This window comes from Pseudomonas sp. RIT-PI-AD (assembly GCF_025642785.1).
GTDB lineage: Bacteria > Pseudomonadota > Gammaproteobacteria > Pseudomonadales > Pseudomonadaceae > Pseudomonas_T.
This window is the reverse complement of the sequence record NZ_JANZKU010000023.1, coordinates 1-18,710: the sequence shown is the minus strand read 5'-3', so window position 1 is coordinate 18,710 and position 18,710 is coordinate 1. Positions and strand designations below refer to the sequence as shown.

Annotated in this window: 13 protein-coding genes and 2 pseudogenes; 9 read left to right on the top strand and 6 right to left on the bottom strand. The window is 58.7% G+C overall.

Annotated features, from left to right (window positions below; all coding sequences use genetic code 11):
* Nucleotides 1-110: 110 nt before the first annotated feature.
* The 9 genes from OGL92_RS17640 to OGL92_RS17600 all read left to right on the top strand — a co-directional run bounded on the left by OGL92_RS17640 (nt 111) and on the right by OGL92_RS17600 (nt 9,707).
* Nucleotides 111-719 carry a tail assembly protein gene (locus OGL92_RS17640; RefSeq protein WP_263146067.1) on the top strand — a complete coding sequence of 203 codons (609 nt, stop codon included), beginning with the start codon at nt 111-113 and terminating at the stop codon, nt 717-719.
* Nucleotides 720-750: 31 nt separating this feature from the next.
* The gene (locus OGL92_RS17635) at nt 751-1,359 is read left to right on the top strand and encodes a tail assembly protein (protein WP_263146066.1); all 609 of its coding nucleotides are present in this window, start codon (nt 751-753) and stop codon (nt 1,357-1,359) included.
* 42 nt (nt 1,360-1,401) lie between these two features.
* Nucleotides 1,402-5,199 (top strand): phage tail protein, encoded by a 3,798-nt coding sequence (locus tag OGL92_RS17630; RefSeq protein ID WP_263146040.1) that lies wholly within the window; start codon nt 1,402-1,404, stop codon nt 5,197-5,199.
* Entirely contained in the window at nt 5,199-5,564 is a 366-nt protein-coding gene (locus tag OGL92_RS17625; protein WP_263146038.1) for a hypothetical protein, read from the top strand. The genes OGL92_RS17630 and OGL92_RS17625 overlap by 1 nt, the downstream gene beginning before the upstream one ends.
* Nucleotides 5,548-7,164, top strand: a complete 1,617-nt coding sequence (locus OGL92_RS17620; protein WP_263146036.1) for a hypothetical protein — start codon at nt 5,548-5,550, stop codon at nt 7,162-7,164. Before OGL92_RS17625 ends, OGL92_RS17620 begins: the two co-directional genes overlap by 17 nt.
* Complete coding sequence (locus tag OGL92_RS17615) at nt 7,164-7,835, top strand: hypothetical protein (RefSeq protein ID WP_263146035.1); 672 nt, start codon at nt 7,164-7,166, stop codon at nt 7,833-7,835. The genes OGL92_RS17620 and OGL92_RS17615 overlap by 1 nt, the downstream gene beginning before the upstream one ends.
* Nucleotides 7,836-8,494: 659 nt before the next feature.
* Nucleotides 8,495-8,812 carry a phage holin, lambda family gene (locus OGL92_RS17610; RefSeq protein WP_263146034.1) on the top strand — a complete coding sequence of 106 codons (318 nt, stop codon included), beginning with the start codon at nt 8,495-8,497 and terminating at the stop codon, nt 8,810-8,812.
* Nucleotides 8,809-9,246, top strand: coding sequence for a lysozyme (locus OGL92_RS17605; RefSeq protein WP_263146032.1), 438 nt, complete (start codon nt 8,809-8,811; stop codon nt 9,244-9,246). Before OGL92_RS17610 ends, OGL92_RS17605 begins: the two co-directional genes overlap by 4 nt.
* Nucleotides 9,243-9,707, top strand: coding sequence for a hypothetical protein (locus tag OGL92_RS17600; RefSeq protein ID WP_263146031.1), 465 nt, complete (start codon nt 9,243-9,245; stop codon nt 9,705-9,707). Before OGL92_RS17605 ends, OGL92_RS17600 begins: the two co-directional genes overlap by 4 nt.
* Nucleotides 9,708-10,208: 501 nt before the next feature.
* On the opposite strand, the gene OGL92_RS17595 is transcribed toward OGL92_RS17600, so the two are convergent.
* The 6 genes and pseudogenes from OGL92_RS17595 to OGL92_RS17570 form a co-directional block, all read right to left on the bottom strand.
* Complete coding sequence (locus OGL92_RS17595; protein ID WP_263146029.1) at nt 10,209-10,769, bottom strand: nucleotidyltransferase family protein; 561 nt, start codon at nt 10,767-10,769, stop codon at nt 10,209-10,211.
* 921 nt (nt 10,770-11,690) lie between these two features.
* A complete protein-coding gene (locus OGL92_RS17590) occupies nt 11,691-12,197 on the bottom strand; it encodes an ankyrin repeat domain-containing protein (protein WP_263146027.1) in 507 nt (168 codons plus the stop codon).
* Between the two features lie 13 nt (nt 12,198-12,210).
* On the bottom strand, nt 12,211-12,723 hold the full coding sequence (locus tag OGL92_RS17585) for an ankyrin repeat domain-containing protein (protein WP_263146026.1): 513 nt from the start codon (nt 12,721-12,723) through the stop codon (nt 12,211-12,213).
* A gap of 529 nt (nt 12,724-13,252) precedes the next feature.
* A pseudogene (locus OGL92_RS17580) lies at nt 13,253-13,966 on the bottom strand (IS5 family transposase); the annotation flags it as partial.
* A 453-nt stretch (nt 13,967-14,419) separates the two neighbouring features.
* Nucleotides 14,420-18,349 carry an RHS repeat-associated core domain-containing protein gene (locus OGL92_RS17575; RefSeq protein ID WP_263146024.1) on the bottom strand — a complete coding sequence of 1,310 codons (3,930 nt, stop codon included), beginning with the start codon at nt 18,347-18,349 and terminating at the stop codon, nt 14,420-14,422.
* A gap of 14 nt (nt 18,350-18,363) precedes the next feature.
* Nucleotides 18,364-18,710 (bottom strand): annotated as a pseudogene (locus OGL92_RS17570) (hypothetical protein); the annotation flags it as partial.

The following is an 18,710-nucleotide window of genomic DNA, read 5'->3' as shown; positions in this document are numbered from 1 at the left end:
CTCGACCTGCTACTCAGCAGCGCCGGGAACTAAAACCTCGGTTTCCCACGGTAGTTTGAATGCGGGAAACCGGAGCCGCTTTCGGGCGGCTTTGCTATCCGGAGTAAACCGTGGCAGCGACCGTCATACATTATCAGCCACTCAAAGTCATACGCTTGTACGGGGTACTCGGCAGTAAGTTCGGGCGAGAATTCCGACTTGCCGTTTCCTCGCCTGCCGAAGCGATCCGCGCATTGTGTACCTTGTTGCCCGACTTCGAGCGTTTTCTCGCGACCAGTAGGGCGCGGGGCCTGCAATACGCCGTGTTCAACGGCAAGCGCAACCTGTCCGCAAAAGAGCTGACCTTCCAGGGTGCCTGCGAAACCATTCGAATCGCCCCTGTGTTGATGGGCAGCAAGAGAGCGGGTGCATTCCAAACCATCGTCGGCATCGTCTTGATCGTCGTCGGAGCCGTGATTTCCGTATACGGATATGAGTCCGTAGGGGAGGTATTCATCCGCGCGGGTTTCGCGATGACGATGGGCGGAGTGGTGCAGATGCTTTCCCCGCAGGCGGGCGGTTTGAATGCGCGTGAGTCGGAAGAAAACGCCCCGTCCTACGCGTTTGGAGGCCCCGTCAATACCATCGCGCAAGGGCACCCGGTGGGATTGCTCTATGGGCGACGCCGAATCGGTGGGGCCATCATTTCCGCGGGTATCCATGCCGAGGAACAGATGTAGCGGTCATGGCCCCTGAACATGTGAGAACAGCATGACATCACCCATCGAATACAACCGGCTTCGAACCATTCGCCTCTATGGCGTGCTCGGCGCCAGGTTCGGACGCCTGTTCCGCTTGGCGGTGAGTTCGCCAGCCGAGGCGATCCAGGCGCTGAGAAGCCAATTACCCGGGTTCACTGAGTTCCTCGCCAGCAGCGAGCAACGCGGGCTTCGCTATGCGGTTTTTTATGGCAAGCGCAATCTGGCCGAGCAGGAGTTGAGTCACCGCGGAGAACGGGAGGATATTCGTATCGCCCCGATCCTCCTCGGCAGCAAGCGAGCCGGCACCGTGCAGACGATCATCGGCGCTGTTCTGATCCTGGTGGCCTGGATCAACCCTGCGGGTTTCCTCACCGGACCCATGGTCTCCGCCATGATGTTCGCAGGCGCCTCGCAGATGGTAGGTGGGGTCATGCAAATGATGTCACCGCAACCCAAGGGGCTGGAGACGCGCGAAGCGCAAGCGAACACGCCCTCCTATTCCTTCGGTGGACCGGTCAACACCATTGCCCAAGGCCACCCCGTCGCGTTGCTTTATGGCCGACGTCTCGTCGGCGGCGCAATCATTTCCGCCGGCATCTATGCCGAAGACAAAATGTAATTTTCCACTCCATGAAGAAGCCGGCCGCGTGCCGGTTTTTTTATGCTTGAAGGTATCCATATGGCCCAAGCATCACAGATTGCCGGTCGCAAGGGCGGTAGCAGCACGCCCAAGACGCCTATAGAGGCGCCCGATAGCCTGCGCTCCGTCGCGACGGCTAAGGTTCTGCTCGCGCTCGGGGAGGGCGAATTCGAGGGGCGCCTGACCGGGCAGAACATTTTCCTGGACGGCACGCCGTTGGTCGCTGCGGACGGTTCACAGAATTTCCCCGGAGTGAAGTGGGAGTTTCGCAGCGGGAGTCAGTACCAGGACTACATCCCTGGCATTCCCGACGTGGAAAACGAACTGGGCGTGGGCGTCGAGCTGAAGAGCGATACGCCCTGGGTGCGCAGCGTGATCAACCCTCAGTTGTCCGCCGTGCGGGTGCGACTGTCCTGGCCCGGTCTGCAACAGCAGAAGGAAAACGGCGATATCGTCGGTTATCGCATCGAATACGTCATCGAGGTTTCCACCGATGGCGGTCCTTATGCGGTCATCCATAACGGCGCCGTCGATGGCAAGAGTTCGTCGAAATACGAACGTACCCATCGCGTGGACTTGCCCGAAGCCTCGACGGGCTGGCAGGTACGCGTCCGCCGCCTGACGCCGAACCGAAACACCAACAAGATAGCGGACGGCATGCGCGTCGAGGCGATCACCGAAGTGATCGACGTGAAGATGCGTTATCCGAATACCGCGCTGCTCTACATCGAATATGACGCCAGCCAGTTTTCCAGCATTCCGCAGACCTCGTGCGAACTGTATGGCCGGGTCATCCAGGTACCGAGCAATTACGACCCACTGACCCGCACCTACAGCGGTATCTGGGACGGCACCTTCAAGCCGGCCTGGAGCGACAACCCGGCCTGGATCAACTACGACATCATCCTGCACAAGCGTTTTGGCCTGGGTAAACGGATTGCCCCCTGGCAGGTGGATAAATGGGAGCTCTACCGGATCGCCCAGTACTGCGATCAGTTGGTGCCGGATGGCCGGGGCGGGATGGAGCCACGGCACAAATGCGACATCTACATCCAGAGCCGCGCGGAAGCCTGGAACGTCCTGCGCGACCTGGCGGCCATTTATCGCGGCATGACCTATTGGGCGCGCAGCCAGATGACGGTGATGGCCGACATGCCACGCCCGGTGGATTTCAGCTACACCCGGGCGAACGTCGTCGACGGACGCTTCGTATACGGCTCGACCTCGGAGCGCGCACGTTTCAGTCGAGTTCTGGTGGGCTTCGACAATCCTGATAAGGCCTACGACAGTGACCTCACGGTGGTGGCGGATCAGAAGTTGTTACGCCGCTATGGCGACCACCCCACCGAAGTCACCGCGATCGGGTGTACCCGGGAGTCCGAGGCGCAACGCCGTGGTAAGTGGATTCTGCTGACCAACGCCAAGGACCGCACGGTCTCGTTCCGGGTAGGGCTCGACGGCAGCATTCCATTGCCCGGGCACATCATCGGTATTGCCGATGAATTGCTGGCGGGGGCAAAAATCGGTGGGCGTATCAGCCAGGTTTCAGAGCGGGCCATCACCCTGGACCGGGATGCCCGCGTCAAGGTGGGCGACCGTCTGGTGCTCAACCTGCCGAGTGGAAAATCCGAAGCGCGAACCATCCAGAGTATCGCTGGACGCGTAGTGACGGTGACCACCGCCTATTCCGAAACGCCGCGCGCCGAACTGGTGTGGTCGGTGGATGCGGATGATCTGGCGGGGCAGCAATACCGTGTCATGGGCATCGCTCGTCCTGAGTCGGGCGTGTTCGAAATCAGCGCGGTGCAGCACGATCCGGACAAATACCAGGCCATCGACACCGGTGTACGGCTGGAGGATCGGCCGATTTCGGTGTTACCGGCCAGCTCGCAGGCCGCTCCGACGAACGTCAAGGTCCAGTCGTTCACCCAGGTGGACCAAGGTATCGCGATCAACACCATGACTATCGCCTGGGATGCTGCGGCCAACGCCGTGGCCTACGAGATGGAATGGCGCAAGGATGCCGGCAACTGGATACGCCTGCCGCGCACCGGTGCCTTGAGCGTCGACGTGACAGGTATCTATTCCGGCCAATACATCGCGCGGGTGCGTGCATTCAACGTAATGGATGCGGGCTCTCTGTGGGCCAACAGTGCGTTGACTCCCCTGGAGGGCAAGACCGGCGAGCCGCCGGCAGTGGCCTTTTTGCAGGCGCGGGGAGAGATTTTCTCCATCGTGCTCGATTGGGGGTTTCCGGCGGGTGCCGAAGATACGCAGCGTACCGAGATCTGGTACAGCCGGAGCCCGACGCTCGATTCCGCGATCAAGCTGGGCGATTTCGCCTATCCGCAAAACACCCACACCCTCATGGGGCTCGGTGCGGGCGAAACCCTGTACTTCTGGGCACGCCTGGTCGATCGGTCGGGCAACGTCGGAGGGTGGTCCGCGATGGCCGCAGGCCAGTCCAGCTCGGATGCGAACGCTATTTTGGACTACCTGGGCGGGCAGATCGGCCGGACCGAGCTGGCCGGAGAGTTGCTGAAGCCCATCGAAGACGCTGAACGGGTCGTCGATATCGCGGTAGGGCGCATCAATACCTTGCTCGAAGATATCGAGGTGGCGCAGTTGATGGTCAGCGCGGAACGTTATCTGCGCGACGACGCCGACGCCGAAGTGAAAGGCGAGGTTCATGAGGTCAAGCTGGATCTGGGCCAGACGAAGGCGCGAGTGATTTCCGTCGAAGAAAACGCCGCAACCGAAACCGAAGCCGTCGCCCGTCGTTTCGAGGCGGTGATCGCCACGGTCGACCAGAACAAGGCCGCCATCGTTCAAGAGTCGGTGGCCCGAGTCTCTGCGGATGAAGCGCAGGCCACTCGGATCAATGGCCTGGCGTCTCGCGTAACGGGTGCGGAAGCCAATATCGTGACGGTCAGCGAGACAGTGGCCCGAAACGACCAGGCGACGGCGACGCAGTTGTCCACGTTGAACGCCAAGTTAGGGCAGACCAGCGCGGCACTCACCGCGGAAACCCAGGCCCGGGTCAATAACGATGGTGCCTTGTCGTCCCAGATCACGACGGCCCAGGCGACCGCCAACAACGCCTCCGCTGCGGTTCAGCAGACATCCACGGCACTGGCCAATACCAACGGCAAGCTGGCTTCGATGTATACCGTCAGGACGGAGTTGACGACCAATGGTAGGCGCATCGCCGCTGGCATTGCCTTGGGCGTCGAGTCGAATGGTACGGAGGTGGAATCCCAGTTCCTGGTCAGTGCCAATCGATTTGCGGTGGTCAATGAAACCAACGGCCAGGTCAATGCACCATTCGTGGTCCAGAACGGACAGACCTTCATCCGCGATGCCTTCATTGCCGATGCTTCGATCGGTACGGCGAAGATCAAGGATCTTGCTGTAGATACGTTAAAGCTCGCCGGATATGCGGTAACGCTTCCTGAGTTCGTGATCGGTACCGAAGGAGTGATTCCTGCGGGTGGCAGTGGAACCATACTCAGTCGCTACATGGTTATGCCGGCCAATTCCGCTGGGGTGACGGTAATGGTTACCTTATCCATTCTGCCGGTCAATGATAATGCCAGCGCTATAGTTCAAGTTCGCCTCAACGGTACGGTATATGGGTCGTGGGGTTATTCGCTTCCCAGCAACTACTTCACCAGTGTTTCTACCTTTTGCCACTTGCCTACCATCGAAGGGAGAAATTTGATCGAGATTGTATTGACCAGTCCCACGTCCGGGCCAGGTTCTAATGTAAGGTTGAATTACCAAGCGCCTACAGCCGTTTTAATTGGAGCAAAGCGCTAATGAATTACGCTATATACGATGCCGCAACGGGGAAAATCAGGCTTTCCGGTATTACCAGTCAACCAGAAACACTAGACCTGGAACTCCAGGATAATGAGTCCATTTTCCTCCATCCCATTCCACACGGGGCTACCCATATCCGAAATGAAACTCCCGTTAGGATAGAACCCGATAAGACCTATACCGATTCGCGGATCGCAGAATACCCCTCTACGGGGGAACAGCTCGATGCGCTGGTAGCTCTGGCCATGAGTTTGCGCGAACAAGGTGTCGCCATACCTGAGAAAACAGCGGCCTGGCTCGAAAACATCGCCGAAGTCAAAGCCGCATATCCCAAGGAGACGAACAATGCCGTTATATCGTGAGGGCTCTCTCGCGCTGACGAAAGGCCAAAAGAAAGCCATCGGAAACGGGACCACCTGGGGCCTCGACACTGCCCCTGGCGATCTATTGATCGTCGATGGTCTGTACTATGAGGTCGCGTCGGTTGAAAGCGATACGGAGTTGACGCTCGATGCTCCCGCTGAAACCTCCTACAGCGGTGCTTACCTGATCGTTCGAAGCATCTCTACAGCAAACAATCTGTACCTGATGCGCAAGATCGAACAGTTCCTACAGGATCGGCAGGCGACCCTGGGGCAGTTGGAAGCGCTAGTCCCCGAACTCGAGCAGGTGCTGGCCGATGCCCAAGCCAAGCTCGCCCAAATGGGCAATCTCTCCAGCTACGTAAGCCAGGCGCTATCCGCCCGCGACGTCACGGTCGCGGCTCGCGAAGTGACACTGGAAGCCAAGGGCGCTGCGCTCGCCGCGCGGGACACTGCCCTGACGGCCAAGAACGATGCAGCTGCCAGTGCTTCGGCAGCCAGCGCGGCGCAGGCGTCCGCGCTGGCCAGCAAAGACGCGGCAAGCACCAGCGCAACGGCTGCCGCTTCCAGCAAAACCGCAGCGGAAAGCGCGAAATCCGCGGCCACCGTCTCCGAGACCAACGCGGCCAGCAGTGCTGCGGCTGCGCTGGCCAGCAAAAGTGCGGCGTCCGCCAGTGAGGTGGCGGCTGCCGCGAGCAAGGTCTCTGCTTCGGCAAGCGAAGCGGCGGCACTGAACTCGAAAAATGCAGCCGTTGCCTCCGAGTCGGTCGCTCAGGCGGCGAAAACTGCCGCCGCCGCCAGCGCCACGAAGGCTGCCGAAGCCGAGACCAATGCCGCCAACCATGCGACAGCCGCACTCGCCTCGAAAACCGCGGCTGCGGCCAGCGAAGCCAAGGCGCTGTCCGCTGGAAACGCTGCTGCCGAAAGCGCAACGGCGGCCGCCAGGAGTGCTGCAGAGGCGGCGTCAGTGGCCGCTGGCGAGATCATCAATGACTCCTCCACAGGGACCAATCGAACCTGGTCGGCGCAGAAGATCGCCCAGCAGGTGGGCGAAAAACTGGATAAAACGGCGACCGCCGTGAACAGCACCCGTTTCGCAGGGCTGCCCTTGGAGCGCTTCGCTCTTTTCGAGACTGTCAACCCGAAAACGCTGAGTTTGCACGCGCCGACGCCGGGCAGTGGCTATCAGCATGCGGCGCTGGAGCTGCGCGAGGTTCAGGGCGTTCTGGCAACGCAATCCAGCGACGACTATGCGCCGCGGATCGCTTTCCATTGGGGCAATCGCGTCGCCAGCGTGTTGACGATGCACGCCGACGGCAACCTCTTTTGGGATGAGAAACCGCTCTATCACTCAGGAAATGCTCGGGTCGGGCTGCTGGAAAAGCCCACCGCAACGGTAATTGGCTATGACGGCGCCGGCCGACTCGCCAGCGTCAGCGAAACCGTCGGCGGCGTCTCCAAGACGATCGCTTTGACCTACAACCCCGACGGTACCTTGCTGCGCAGTGTGGAAACCCTTGGCAGCCGCGTCCGTACCGAAACTTTCACTTATGCGAGCGGCCGCCTGGCCGGCTCTTCGATCACAGAGGTCAACGCCTGATGGAAATCGTTCACGATCCGATCACCTACGCCGAAGCGCGCAAACAGGTGGTCAAACGCATGCTACTCGTCACCTCGGACACGGTCTGGCAGCGGCCAGAGCGGATGGCGGGCTCCATCGTAAAAGTCTGGATGATCGGCGGCGGCAGTGGGGGGAGCGGCGGTTATACGAGTTCTACCAATAACCGCAGCGGCGCGGGGGGAGTCACCTCATTTGGTGAGTTCGAAGCGGTGTCTGGAGGCGCATTTGTTCAAGATGGAGCGGCCGTTGGATTTGCGGGAACCCTGCTTAGTACTGGGGTTTATGGCAGCGGGTTAGGGGCATCTGGCCTGCCAGGTGCGCTAAATCGTAACGGTGGGGGAGGGGGCCAGGCTGGCTTGAAACTAATTGGACCCAATCCAGAGGGAGTCGCCAATGAATCTCGAAGTGCTACGGGTTACGGGGCAGGTGGACCGGCGGGGAATAAAGCAATAAACGGTTATAACGGTCGTGGTGGAATAGCAGGGGACTTCATGCTTGACCACCCTATTGATATCGGTAGTGCCACGAATGTGTCGATCACCATCGGAAAAGGAGGGGCAGGCGGGGTCGACTCGAGTATCGGAGCAACATACGCCGGTAAAAAAGGCCTGGATGGCGCCCTATTGATAGCGTGGGAGGAAATCGTATGAGCCTATATGCGCAAATCGTGCAAGGCCGTGTCCATGGAATATTCGAATACGATCCGCTTCCCGTGTTTCCTTCTTATATCGTGATGATCGAATTACCCATCGACTCTCCGGTAGAGCCTGGCTGGCTCTACGAGGATGACACCTTCATGGCACCGATAGATCTGGATAGTTCTACCGTGACTTTATAGCCACCCTGTTATTCTCGATTGAACTTGAGTGTTCCTTTCGTCCTTTTCCTTACTCCTTGAAGGGGGGCTTTTTCGATATAGCGGACAAGCCGAGTTGGCACATCTCCAGGGGAATGTGGATAACAGCACTCGCGTTGGCTGGAAAGATGCCCGGCTTTTGCCGGGCATCACTTAATAGTGGCCAGAGGTAATAACCACTGTCGTTGAGCCTCAAGGAAAACTGCAAATATTCCCGAATAGTGCGTATTTCAGTTTCAAGCCTATGAGAAGTGCGTTTATTTGACTAAGCGACCTTTCATAAAAAATAGAGGAGTCGATCCCTATAACTAGCGCAAAGCAAAAAGCATAAAACCCCCTTTCAAAACCGTTGCAGGCTGCTCCTGAATCAGGGGTACAGCCATAAAGGCATGAGGTTCGCGCACATGCCTGCCCGTCCTTCGGGCCCTTTCAAAACCCTATCGAGTACGAACGATGCCAGGAAAAGATCCTGCGTTTTGGGCATCCGTTTGGCTCGCCTTTACCACCAGCGCCACTTGGCAGGGAGCAGTCATGGCCAGTGCCATCGCCATCCTGCGCGTTCTCTACGACGGGCAGGAAAAACGCTGGACTCGCATCGTCCTGGAGTCGTTGATCTGCGGCGGGCTGTCGCTCACCGCGTCGAGCCTGATCGAGTGGCTGAACTGGCCGTCGTCGATGGCCGTGGTGCTGGGCGGGTCCATCGGATTCCTCGGCGTGACCACCATCCGTGACTTCCTGCTGAAGTGGGCGGGCCGGAGAGCTGACCAATGAAACAAATCGTAAACGGCGCGGGTATCGCGCTGATCAAGCAGGCCGAAGGCTTGCGACTGGAGGCCTATCGCGACACCGCGGGCATCTGGACCATCGGTTATGGCCACACGGCCAGCGCCCGGGCCGGCCTGCGGATCGCCGCGGTGACGGCCGAGGAGTTGCTGAGGCGCGACCTGGCGGAGGCCGAGCGTGCCATCAACCAACTGGTGAGGGTGCCGCTCAATCCCAACCAGTTTTCCGCGCTGGTCTGCTTCGTCTTCAACCTGGGCCGCCGTGCGTTCGCCACCAGCACCCTGCTGCGTCGCTTGAACGCCGGCGATTATCCGGGCGCCGCCGAGGAGTTCGGCCGCTGGAACAAGGCCGGCGGGCGGATCCTCGAGGGCCTGGTGGCACGCCGCGCCGCCGAGCGCCGGCTGTTCGAGGCGGCAGCATGATCCCCCTGGGCTGGTCGGCCGCCGGTGTGCTGGGCCTGGCCGTGGTGCTCACCCTTTGGCGCGCCGATCACCTGGACAGCGAGCGGGCCTTCGAGCAGCGCCGCGCCGAGCTGGCGGAACACCAGCGGGACGAGAAGCAAGGGCTGATCGACCTGCAAGGCGGTGTGCTCGCCGAACAGCAGCGCCAGCTCGGCATGCTCACCGACATCGATATGACCACCCGGCAATTGAGCATGACCCTGACCCGCCAGGGTGCGGACCATGCACGCGCCATCGAGGAGTTGAAACGCAATGACCAGGTTGTCGCCGATTACCTGCGCGGTGTTGTGCCTGCCGCTCTCGGCGTGCGTTACGCCCGCCGCGAAACCACCGACCCTGCCATCTACCGTGGCGGTCCAGCCGGGCCAGTGCCCGCTGACCCCTTGCCGCCTGCCGGGCCGGCCGGCGATCGCCACCACTGACGACTGGCGCCTGGCGCTGGACGCCACCGAGGACGCGTTGCTGGCCTGCGCCGCCCAGGTGCTGGATTGTATGGAGCGGCAGCGGGTGGGCCACTGAGCCGTCGGGATCCTTGCACCTCTGCATGGAGCCCCCAGGCTGCGGCTTACTTCGCCGAAATGGGCCTTGGTGGAGTTGCTCCTAGTAAGGAGTAGCCGATTTCCTACACGTGCTGGCGCTCATCGGCCCTATCGGTCCATGGGGCACCCCCGTATTCTTCACTCACGGACTGCAGCACAGCGCTTCAGACCAGGACAACGTGATCGAGCCAGGATGGCGGCCTGATAAGGATATCGGGACGATCAGTAGAAACCCGCTTCGGCGGGTTTTTGCTTTTCAGGGTTTGAAATTTCAGGGCGGCATTGAAGAGCAGCTACCGCTTGTGGCGTCGATTTGTAAATATTTGTGGTTGCAAGCCGATCACGACCGCTAGAGACCATGGTGCAGAGCCAACAGCGTCTGCGTCACTCACTCGACTCGTGCCGAAGCAATGGCCACCTCGCCACCCAGTCCTTGGAGGCGAGCCTTGCCTGGTAAATCGCCCTTTTTCCTCCAACGAATCCCTCCGTGGGCCTGACGATCAAGCCGAACAGGTCATCGAGCCCCAGCGGCGCGGACACCTCGCACAGATTCCCTTCCCCCAGCCTGACGGCAACCGCCGTCGCTGTCTCAGGCCAGTGTCGCATCGCATCGGCGCTCGACACGTAAGGCCGATCGCCATTCCGGCTGTGCATCCTCGCTTGATTCTTCACGGACCACGCAACGCTCGAGTCCAGCGTCCGCAGGACCGCTTCCGCGTCCCGGTCGTAGTCGGGGGTGCTGCGTCCGGGGTCGAACCAGATCACGTCCACGTCGCTGGAGAGCGGCGACGACTCCCTGCCATGTAGATGATCCCAAACGGCATTCCTGACGAACCCCGCGCCTATCCTGCAGTCCGCCAAGCCCAGGGTACGGACGAGCTGGAGCAGACGCCATCGGGCGGGATCGTTCGCGATGATCGCCTGAACCCTTGAATGCTTATCCATCGACGGCTCCATGGATTTCGGGGACTCCTTATGGAGCTGCGCACTGTAGCCGCGATGCTCATGGGGAGCATCATCTGGCACTCCGCCTAGCGCGCTCACGCAGTCCGACAGATCGACGATGCCGGTGGCCTATCAAGGCACCAGGGTTTTTCAGGCTTGAACATTCGGTAGAGAGCTCGAGTTTGTCATGGGCAGAGAGCGTGTGACTCCGCCCCAGAGCGTACCCGGTGGCCACAGTTGCTGCCGAAGGCTGGGTGGCCGCCAGGTTAATCGCGTGCTATCAGCGGGGCCTAGTCCTGTACGAAAGAAGTCGTCGAGCGAAGGTCGGGCGCGGCATCGAAGCGCTGAGGACGCGCCGTAACCGGCACTCCGAATCGATTTTTCACTGAGACCGCCGAGGCACTGGCATTTTTTCGAACAGAACCTAAAAACCGTGACTCCGAGGATTCCCCGCATCACCGACGCTTCAGTATCGGTAGCGCAAGGTCATGGCGAAGCTGCGGGATGAGCCTGGCAAGCCGCCCCCTCACAACTTCGCCCAGCTGCTTTTCTGGGACATGCCGTTCGGCACGACGAATCTCAGTCGCGACCGATACCCAGAACGATACGGCATCCGAATGATCCTGGTGACCCATGGGCGCCCAGTTGGGGTGGCCCTTCCGCAGGTTACGGAAAACGGGTAGTGATACAGGTAGCGTCGCGAGGAGCGGAGTGCAGTCGAGGGAGAAGGCCGCGGCGCTCGACCGGTACCGACTGCAAGACGCTGGAGGCGAGAATCGACGCGGATCACCACGGCCCAGCCGAGGATGGGTGAGGGCTGGCGCTGGTGGGCTCACGGCCAGGTGGGGGACATCGACCTGGCCGAGGTAAGGAGCGGGGTATGGGCGAAGCTTAACAGCCCATGAGAGAACCTGGCCAAGCCTACCGCAGGAGCTTGATCACCTGGGAGAAATCAGACTTCGGCTCGCGGTCCTGCTGCTGTTCCGCCCCCTGCAGCGGCGTGCGTCCCTCGCTGTCCCGCTTGGACTTGTCCGCCCCGTGTTCCAGCAGGAAGGCGACAACGGAGGGCTCGTTGAAGGTGGCGAACATGTGCAACGCGGTGAAGGTGCTGACGTTGAGGGTGGTGTGAATCTCGGCGTTCACGTCAAGCCCCTTTTCCAGGTAGCGCTCGGCGATCTCGAACTTTCCCTCGGCGGGCGGGGCCAGGATATAGGCCACGCCGTTGAGGCCGCGGATGCGCTCGATGTCTTCGGGGCCCGTTCGCATCAGCAGGGTGTATTGCCGGCAGATCGAGGACGGGATGACCATCGGGCTGTCTTCCTGGCTGCAGCTGATCAGGTCCTCGGTGCTAAGCTGGCTCAACCCGATGAACGCGGCGCCACTCACGGTGAAGGCCGTCGCCGCCAACAATATCCACAGGCGGCTCATGCACTAACCCTGCTCATCGCAGCGCATTGATGACCGCCGACCTGTCTTCAGCGGGTCGCTGATTCTGGAGCTGTTCAGCGACTTGGAGCGGGGTCTCTCCCTCGCTGTTTGGCTTAGATTTGTCGGCGCCATGCCGAAGGAGAAACCCTATATTTTCGGGCTGGTTGAGGATGACGGCGCTGTGCAAGGCGGTGTAGGTGCGCTCCTCCTGAGCGGCCCGAATGTCGGCATTCACATCGAGGCCGCTGGCCAGGAATCGCGCAGCCAATTCAAACCGCCGAGGATGCTCGGATTGAAGCACGAAGGCGACTCCACCATCGGCCTGCAATTGCTGAATATCGTCTGGCTCCATGCGGAAATGGACCAGGTACTGGTGACAGATCGGGGCCGGTATGACGAACCCGTTGCCCGGCTCGCTGCACAAGATGAGCTGCTGCACCCGGTACTGCCGCATCGAGTTCAACGCCAATACTGATACCGGGACCAGAACCAGGACGAATAACCCAAGAAGCAGCCGCCTGATCATGAGTGCCGACCCGTAGTGAAAGAGGGGTAAACAGCGATGGCGCTGCGCACTTCATGGCGTCCGCCACGAGCGCGCATCGCGAAGAAATCGGTGCGGAAACGGCGACTGATTTCGACTCTCACCGCCTCATAGATTTCGGCATCCATTAGATCGGTGCCCTTTGCTTGAACCAATGCTTGGCGGCTTTCTTGCCGAACCCTTTGATCAATTTGCCAGCATTGGGACCGATACGAAAAATCGTGGAAACGAGGGCATCCACATAACCCATCGTATAAGAGGCGTCGATACCAGCGACAAGTAGGCCCTGCGCGAAGTTGCGGGTACTGTCGGTTACAACCATCGCGTCAATATTTGTGCTTTCGATCGGGAAGAAGAATTTGAGCGCTTGCCGAGTTTCGCTCTCATCAAGGACAAGTTCGTCCGTGGTGAATGACCGTAGGTATATCGCGCCTTCCATGGTGTAACTCTCAGGTGGTGCTGTTGAGGCTCCCGAGTGTACCGGCCCCGGGGCCATCCACGTGGCTGACCGGCCGCACATTTTTGCGATTAATGTACGGAGTAATGTACGGGGCCGAGGCTTGCGCGGCATAGTCCGGAGCGGGATCACCGGCTGCATTTGGTACCGGTCGCAGTAGTGGCGCAGGTGTTCTGCGTCATAGCCTTTGTCAGCCAGTAACCAGCGGCTGCGTTTGCGTGGTCGTCCCGGTTTACCGGGAATTCGCACCTGATCCAGCAGCGGTTGGGCATGGGCGATATCGCTGGCTTGGCCTGGTGAAAGCATGAAGCGTAACGGAACGCCATTGGCGTCACAGATCATGTGAATCTTGGTAGTAAGGCCGCCTCGGCTGCGCCCCAGAGCATGATCTAGCGGTTCTTCAGGCCCCCTTTTTTCCCGGCACCTGAAGAGGCTCGGGTTGCACGTATCGCGGTGGAGTCGATCATCCAGGTGTCCAGGTCGATAAGCCCTTCCCGGTTCAATTGGATGTGCAAGCGCTCCAGTATCCGGTCGAACGTACCGTCGTCGCGCCAGTCACGAAAGCGCTGATATACCGTCGACCAGGGCCCAAAGCGTTCCGGCAGATCACGCCAAGCAGCGCCCGAGCAGAGGATCCACAGGATCCACAGGATTCCATGGAGCACCAAGCGATCATCGCTGCGCGGGCGCCCCATTTTCTGCTCTGGAGAAACCAAGATCCTTGATCAATTCCCACGATGCGTCGCAGAGTTCGTAGCGCCTTGCCATGAGGCCTCCAGCCAATCATGGAGGTAATTTTACCCATACCGACTTTTCGTACAAAACCTAGTGCCCGTTCGGATTCTTACAGAACTAGAGGTGCCGATGTGAGAATACGATAATTGCTTTCAGTTAATTATTTATTAATGTTTATTTTTATTCTCCTTAAATATGCCAGTAGAGTGGGAAGCAATTTAAACCACTGCACGTAACCCAAAATCCAATATCCAAGCCATACCAATATAAAACACAAAGCGGCATTGCTCTTATCTACAAGACTCACTGCATTCATGTTTGAGAGAAGAAATGTAAAAATTGACCCTAACGGAAAGCTTATTATGTGCATTATCCAGACCAAGACGTCCCACACCCCTAAATCACCAACTTCAAAATAAGCGGCCAAAACGATAGAGATTACTATTAAGTTCAGAAAAAACCATAGCAATTTAACTATTTTCATTATTACTCCCACCAAGATTTTTCTTTTACATTGCACTGCTTTTTGCACTTGTCATTTACTGCTGCATCGTATTCCTGGCAATCCGTTCCAATGGGAATCCCATAATCTGGTCTCGGCTTACCCCATTCATTTATCAAACAAGCCTCAAAGCAAGCATTGTCACCCAGCGCATCCTTACAGTTACCGCCTGGAGGATCTATTATATCAACACTTGGTTTACCCTTGCCTGTGGGCTTTCCGTTAGCATCCATGTCACGATCCTGACCACCGCAAACAGCTTTACCGTCGTTGCCAACCACACAAGAATATTGATGATAAAGATATGGGCCATATTTATAGCCCAGTGGGCCCCACTTATCTCCTAGAGCATGCAATGGCTTTGTGCACTGCACAGTCTTAAGACCTTTAGGGTCTACAACATTTGTTGGAGAAATATCTGAATAAAGGTAGCTATTAACACCTCCAGCCAATCCTATCGGATCCTGATTCACATATCGACCTAACTCTGGGTCATAGTACCTATGGCGGTTATAATATAGGCCACTCTCCTTATCCACATATTGCCCTTGGAAACGAATGGGCTGATCAGTGATCCCCTCTTCATCACGTACCGCAGCCCAGTCGTCAGGCATTGCTCGCCATATGATTTGACCTTGATCGTCGCTTAAACGTAACGGAGTGCCTAAATGGTCGGTATGGAAGAAGGCGATGCGCAAATCGCGAGGCGCTGGACGATAGAGCTCAGGCAAGGATTGACCTTGACTCGCAAGTAAGCGTCGAATTTGAGTTAATTCGCTCCCATCCGGTGTATGGCTCTGTTCTATACGCAGTAGAGGTACGAAGGTATCAGGCTCGTACACTATAGTACGTAGATATTCTGGCGTAGCTTCAGCACATTGGCGATCTCCGTCCCAGCCATACCATGTAATGCTTAGTACGCCTTGATGGAGAACGTCCTTACGTAGTCTTCTCGACAATCCATCATACTGGTATAAAGCTTCGGTCTCATCGCCATCTGGGTTTGTCTGGCGCAAGCGGGTTAGTCGATGAGCACCGTCATAAGCTAACTCCAAAAATGTCCCGTCAGGACTACGACGTTCAACCATATTACCTGCTGCGTCGTATTTATAGCGGCTGCCTTTAATATCAGCTACACGGTTATCGTGCCATTTTTGGCCTTTATTTAAATTAACACTCTGCCCTTTACCGAGAAAATCGAAGCCAGGATTATCAAGGTTTTCCTTAACTAATTGCGCCCAATCGGCTTCCGGGCACTGCGTATGCGATTCCAATCCAAGGCGGTTGCCAGCCGCATCAAATCGATATCGATCCACATATTCATCATGGCGGCTTAGTATCAGACGGCCGCTGGCGTCGTAGCTGTAATGAATATTTCTATATTGATTATCTGAAACAAAGATCAACTGACCTTGCTCATCATACTGATAGCCGCGTGCCCAGGGAGTGCCTACCAAGGGTCTTAGATAACTTTCAGTTATTCTTCCTAAACTATCGTAGCGATAAGCTTGGTCAAATAGCATTTCGCTCGTATTACCATTCTCTGGCATTTTGCGCCGTACATTACGATGGATTTCTCGATGCAACGCATCCCGCTCGAAACCCAGTTCAAGGTGCTCCACTATCACGCCATGCAAATGCCCTGGACCATAAGTTAACCACTTCACTGTTGGTGAATCACCATAGCGGGTATTTACACGAATCCCTCGCTCGTCATATTGATGAGCCACGCTGTAAGTCCATCCATCCGCGCGAGCTTGTGTCTCTAAGATTAAGCGTCCCGCATCATCATAGGAGAACACTACCTCGCTACCTGAACCTAAAACTCCCGCTAAGCGGCCGTCACGGGTCCATCTATATTGCTCAATTATTCCCTTCACCTCCGCAGTGGCTGGGATATAACGTGTTAGCAGATGCCCGTCCGCGTCATATTCGTACCGAGTAATGCTGCCATCGCCCTCTTCACGCTCACTTAGCTCATCAGCTAAGTTATATCGATAATGCTGGGTACGCCCATCGAATCCGGTCTCGGAAATCAACCGGTCCAGAGTGTCGTAGGCAAATGTGGTAATGGCGCCGTTCTCGTTGACCAGAGTGATCAGCCGTCCTGCCGCGTCATAGCGGTAGGCCTGCTCGCGCCCGGCCGGATCGACAAGCAGAGTGGGCCGGCCGAAACGGTCCCAGCCTAAGCGGGTGATGCGCCCCTCGGGACCTTCCACCGCGACCCGCCGGCCCAGCGTGTCGTAGCGGTGGTACAGGACTGTACCATCGGCCAGGCGTACCTCCTGCATGCGGCCCGCACGATCATATTTAAAATTCGTACTTTGGCCTAAGGCATTGCGTTGGCAGATCAGTTGCCCTTCAGCGTCGTAGATATAGCTAGTTGTATGCCCAGAGCAATCGGCATAACGCTCCAGTAAACCTAATCGATTCCATGCAAGATTTTTGCTCCCACCTTGACTCTCGGCAATCTGTGTTGGCCGATCGGGCAGACTTTCGTCGCCATATACATAATAAATTTTCTCACCAAGGGGATTGGTGACACTAGTTAGGTTACCGCGTGCATTACGCTCAAATTTCCACTCCCGGCCTTCGGGGTCGATGAGGCCCAGGGTATCCCCGCTTTCTGGATCCAACACATAACGTTGTGAGGCGCCACCTGGGCTACGCGTCTCATACAGCCGGCCCTTGCCGTCCAGGTAGCGCCGGCTGACCCGACCCAGGGGATCCTTCACCGCCACCAGACGGCCGAACAGGTCGTGCTCGTATTCCACGCGGCTGCCGTCGGCGCGCACGTGGGCGCTCCAGCGCTGGGCACCGGCCTCGCCGGTGAATTCGTAGCGCTCGACCCGCCCCAGGCTGTCGGTCACCTCGGTGTGCTCGGCGTGGTAGGCGAAGGTGCGGGTCAGGCCGTCGGTCTCGATTTGGCGCAGCACCTTGCCCGTCGGCTCCAGGCGGTCCCACTCGTAGCGCACCTCGAGTCCGCCGGGCTGGCCGTGACCCACCAGCAAGTGATTGCGCCAGGCGAAGGTGCGTACCACCTCGCCATCGCGGTTGCGCACCGCCACCAGGTCGCCGGCGGCGTCGAAGTCGTAGCGCACCAGCCAGTCCAACCCCGGACGGCGGGGATCGAAGTCCGCCGGGATCGGCCCGGCCGGGTTGGCCAGGATCACCCCGGACAGGCGCAAGCCGTTGTCATCCTGTGTGGCAGTAAGCAGCCGGAAATAGACCAGGGCGTAGCTGCGTCCGGCGCTGTCGCGGATCGAGGCCAGCACCCCCGGCTCGCCCCAATGGAATTCAGTGCGATACCCATTGCGGTCGAACACTGCATAAAGGTGCCAGCCTCCATCCGCCCCACGGCAAAAATGCAAAAAACTCTGGCCGGTCAAAATCAGCACCGAGCCTTCATGGTCCCGTATGGTTTCAGGAACGTTGGCCCAGCGCCCCGTCCAAGGCTCGGCAGAACCGGTCTCAGGGCTTCCTCCCCGCCGGATCCACAGCAATTCGCTGCCTGAGTAGTAGGCTATTCCCGGCCCCAGCGCCGGAAAGGCGATGCGCCGGCCCTGGGAGTCGATCAGGGTGGTGGCGTCGGCCCCCAGTTCCAGGCCCAGTCCTTCCCCGGGCAGGAACCAGCCCTGGCCGAGGCTGCCAATGCGCGCATCCCGGGACAGGTAACTGCGGCTGAAGGCAAAAGGCGCGGGCGCCGGCAGGGCGAAGTCGGTCTCTGCCGGCAGCAGCTTGGCCCCCAGGATCGGGTTCACCGGGTTGCCCACCGCCGGGGCACAAGTGGGACAACGGTCTGCTTGGCCGATGGCCGTGCTGCCGACGAATACCGTGGGCGATCCCGTGACTACGTTCTTACCCGCCACTTCGCTGCCGATGTGAGCAACTGGAAGACCTGCCGAAGGTGCCATGATGCGTCCTTTCTTTAACAGTTAATGCGCACTTGCGGCGAGAGGATCTCGATCTCCGTCGCAGTGATCTTGATGGTGCTCTGGCCACAGCGCAGGACGATCTCCTGGTCGGCGTCCAGGTTGATGGTCTTGCTGCGCAGTTTCAGGCTGGCGCCATCGAGGGTGACCGAGCTCTGTCCGTCGTTGCCGCCACCTGCCTGGGTTTCGGAGGGTGCGACGATGTTCTTCTTCATTCCCGGCAGGCTGGGACTGTCGCCTCCCCCGCCGAGGCCGCCCGCGGTGAGCTCGGTGTTGCGGCTGACAAAACCGCTGCCGCCCATCAGGGGCGGCGTCGCGCCCTGGGCCAGGCCCGGCGTTCCGC